This window comes from uncultured Campylobacter sp. (assembly GCF_938045535.1).
GTDB lineage: Bacteria > Campylobacterota > Campylobacteria > Campylobacterales > Campylobacteraceae > Campylobacter_B.
In genome coordinates this window covers 1-3,576 of the sequence record NZ_CALIMQ010000293.1, presented here as the reverse complement: position 1 = coordinate 3,576, position 3,576 = coordinate 1, and the positions used below count along the sequence as shown (strand labels likewise).

General features: G+C 47.5%; 3 protein-coding genes. 1 reads left to right on the top strand and 2 read right to left on the bottom strand.

Translation table 11 applies throughout. The annotated features are described in order from the left end of the window. A partial coding sequence (locus Q0095_RS09175) for an SbmA/BacA-like family transporter (RefSeq protein WP_297883228.1) occupies positions 1 to 554 on the top strand: 554 nt, incomplete at its 5' end. A 625-nt stretch (positions 555 to 1,179) separates the two neighbouring features. Here Q0095_RS09175 and cydB read toward each other — a convergent pair. Then, complete coding sequence (gene cydB / locus Q0095_RS09170) at positions 1,180 to 2,286, bottom strand: cytochrome d ubiquinol oxidase subunit II (RefSeq protein WP_297883227.1); 1,107 nt, start codon at positions 2,284 to 2,286, stop codon at positions 1,180 to 1,182. A gap of 1 nt (position 2,287) precedes the next feature. After that, positions 2,288 to 3,576 (bottom strand): cytochrome ubiquinol oxidase subunit I (locus tag Q0095_RS09165; protein WP_297883226.1); only part of this gene is annotated, 1,289 nt, incomplete at its 5' end.

The following is a 3,576-nucleotide window of genomic DNA, read 5'->3' as shown; positions in this document are numbered from 1 at the left end:
TAACGCTAATCGCGTTCATACCTGTGCTTTGGGAGCTTAGCGCAAAGGTCAAGATACCTTTTTTAAACGAAACACCGGGCTCTCTCGTATGGATCGCACTGGGGGTTAGTATCGGCGGACTTATTATTTCCTGGTTAGTGGGCTGGTACCTGCCGCGTCTGGAATACGATAATCAAAAGGTAGAAGCGGCGTTTCGTAAAGAGTTAGTCTTAGCCGAGGACGACAAGATCAACTATGGAGGGCAGGAGCAAGTTGAGGGGCTGTTTGCGAAGCTGAAGCATAACTATTACAAGTTATATTTGCATCTTTGTTATTTCGATCTATGGCTTCGCTCTTTTTCTCAAATTTTAATTTTAGTGCCTTACTTTTTGGTCGGTCCTGGTATTTTTACTCAGGCGATCACTTTGGGTGTGTTGGTGCAGGTAAGCAACGCCTTTAATCAAGTGCGCGGTAGTTTTAGTATTTTTATGAATAACTGGACGACGATCACGGAGCTCCGCTCAATCCATATGCGACTTAAAGAGTTTGAAAAAAATATCGACTACAAGGGCTAGATAAAATTTCGCCGGCATCTTGCGGCTCTAGATTTCGCTTTCTAAATTTAAAGCGAAATCCCAGACCGCAAACTTTTAAAATTTCTACGCTTTTACTGCTCGCTTTTTTCGCGATGAGTAATGTTTAGCTTTATAAATTTATAGCTTCCTACGAGCAAGATCATCCAAATCGCGATGAAAACTAAAGGTTTGATCATTTTTAATCCTTAAAATTTTTATAATGCGGCGCGCAAAGAGCGCCGCCGATATGAAATTTAACCAAGCGCAAAGGCGAACATAAACGCCGCGCTAGAGCAGCCTCACGATCGCGTCCGAAAGCTTCTAATCGCGCCGAGACGGCATCTATGCCACTATGCGGTTAAATTTAAAGCGAAACTCGTGCAATTTTAGCGCCTTCGAAGCTCGGCTTTCGCGCCGTTTAGCACGGCTACGCTCTACTTGACGCTCATTAAATTTCAAGCAGCGTGCGCCTTGCGCCGCCGACTTCCGTTTGGCGCCGCGATAACCTTACGGCAAGCGGCATTTGCGTTGCCCGAGCAGCTTATTTGGCGCTTGCTAGGCACGCAAATAAAATTTTACGCGGCGTGTATTTATGCGCCATGCTCATCCGCGCGAGCGGGCGCGCCTAATAATGCTCGTTTACAAGCTCCTCTTTATCGAGCTTCTTAGCATCCATTGCGCGCCAAACATAGCTTATATAACTGAGTACGAAAGGCACCAGAAACGACACGTAAAACATCGTCTTAAGCGTATAGAGGCTTGAGCTTGCATTTGCCAAAGTAAGAGAGCTTTGCAAATCAAAATTTGACGGATAAAACGCCGTTTGATTTAGTCCTAGGATCAAAAATACGCTCGTTACCGCGCATACGACGCCCACGCCGTAGAAAAATACTCCGCGCACGCTGCTTGTAAATGCGCCTTTGAATATCCCCACCAGCACCAGCACTACGCCCAGCAGCAGCAAGATTAGTGCCGCAGGCAGGCTTAGGTAATTGTGCAGATACTTAAAGCTCTCGAGACTTACGACGCCGCCGGCGCCTACTGCATAGCCCTGCTTTAGCAAGACCCACGCCAAAAACGCGATGAAAAAAACCAAAAACGCGCTAGCGTTAAATTTAAGCGAAGCTTTGAGCTTAGCGATCATTTCGGGCTCGGCGATATTATTCATCAAATATAAGCTCGCTCCCGTCCTAGCGCAGAAAAATAATGCAACTCCCAAGATGTAATTAAACGGATTTGCTAGCGCCTCAAGTCCGCGAGCCGGGTTTTTCCACTGCACGAAATTATTATCACCCAGCGCAAACTCGCTGCCGCTAAAAAGCGTCGAGACGATGATACCAAGCAGGATCGTGCCCAGAGAGCCGTTTATGAAAAGAAAGGCTTCATAAGTTTTAGCACCCAAGAAATTATCGGGCTTTTTTCTGTATTCGTAAGCGACGGCTTGGATTATGAAGCAAAAAAGCAGAGCCATCCACGCCCAATACGCTCCGCCGAAGCTGGTCGCATAAAATAGAGGAAACGCCGCAAAGCACGCCCCGCCGAACATCACGAGCGTAGTAAAGGTAAGCTCCCATTTCTTGCCGATGGAATTTATTATAAAATCCTTCTCGGTCTCATTCTTTGCCAGCGTAAAAAGCAGCGTCTGACCGCCCTGCACGAAGAGCATAAAAACCAAAATTCCGCCCAGAAGCGAAACCACGCACCACCAATAAATTTGAAAAATTTCGTGCATCTTAAAATCCTATCTTTATCTGTTTTAGCATGATCTTTATCTCGGCTATGAATAAAACCGTAAATAAAACCGCAAAGAGCGCAAACGAGATCATTATGTTCGTTCCCGCTAGGCTCGTAGCCGCGACGCCCACCGGCATAAGATCTTGTATCGCCCACGGCTGGCGCCCTACTTCGGCCACGATCCAGCCCGCCTCGCACGCGACGTATCCCAGAGGAATGCTAAAGACGCAAAGCCATAGAATTTTTTTGTATTCGGCGAGATTCTTTCGCATCGCCAAAAATAGCGTCACGAAAAATAGCAAGATAAAATAGCTTCCCAAAGCCACCATCACGTGGAAGCTGTAAAAGGTAAGCGTCACGGGAGGGACGATCTGCTTCGCGTCGTCAAAGTAGCCGTAGCCTAAATTTTGCATATTTTGGTTGCCGAGTAAAATTTCGCGCGCCTGCTGCATCGCCGCAGTATCATTGGCGTCTTTGGCGAGCTTGTAATCCTTTAGCGCTTGCAGGGCGATTTTGCCTTTTTCTATCTTTTTATCCGCGCCTTCGATGCCGAATTTTTCATTTCCGAATACCAAATCATCGATGCCCGGCGTGAAATTATCAAGCCCTCTCGTAGCCATCAGCCCTAGCGCGTAAGGTGCTTTAATCTCAAACAAAAACGGCTCCTTATCGTCTCCCGCGGTTTTGCTCGGATTTAAAACTCCCGCCGCGACGATGCCTGCATTTACTTCGCCCTTATACAGACCCTCCATCGCCGCAAGCTTCATCGGCTGCTTTTGCGCGACCTGATAGGCGCTCTCGTCGCCGCTAAATAGCACGAAAAGCGAGCTTAGCATACCGAAGCTTGCCGCTACGATGAAGCTTTTTTTAGCAATCGCGAAGTCTTTGTTTTTTAGCATATAAAACGCCGAAATTCCAAGCACGAAAAGCGCCGCGGTAATATAGCCGCCGCCGACGGTATGCAAAAATTTAGCCACTCCGAAGTGAGACAGCGCGATATCTAAAAAATTACTCATCTCGTTGCGCATCGTATCAGGATTAAAGCTCGTACCCACTGGGTTTTGCATCCAAGCATTCGCGATTAAGATCCAATACGCGCTTAAATTTGATCCGATCGCCACGAGCCAGGTTGAAAGAAGATGAAATTTCTTGCTTACGCGGTCCCAGCCGAAGAACATTACCGCAAAAAAGGTAGCCTCCAAGAAAAACGCTAGCAAGCCCTCGATCGCAAGCGGCGCGCCGAAGATGTCGCCCACGAACCAGCTGTAATTCGCCCAGTTGGTGCCGA

Coding starts and splice junctions, on each gene's coding strand:
- cydB (WP_297883227.1), bottom strand. CDS start 2,286: ATGCACGAAATTTTTCAAATTTATTGGTGGTGCGTGGTTTCGCTTCTG.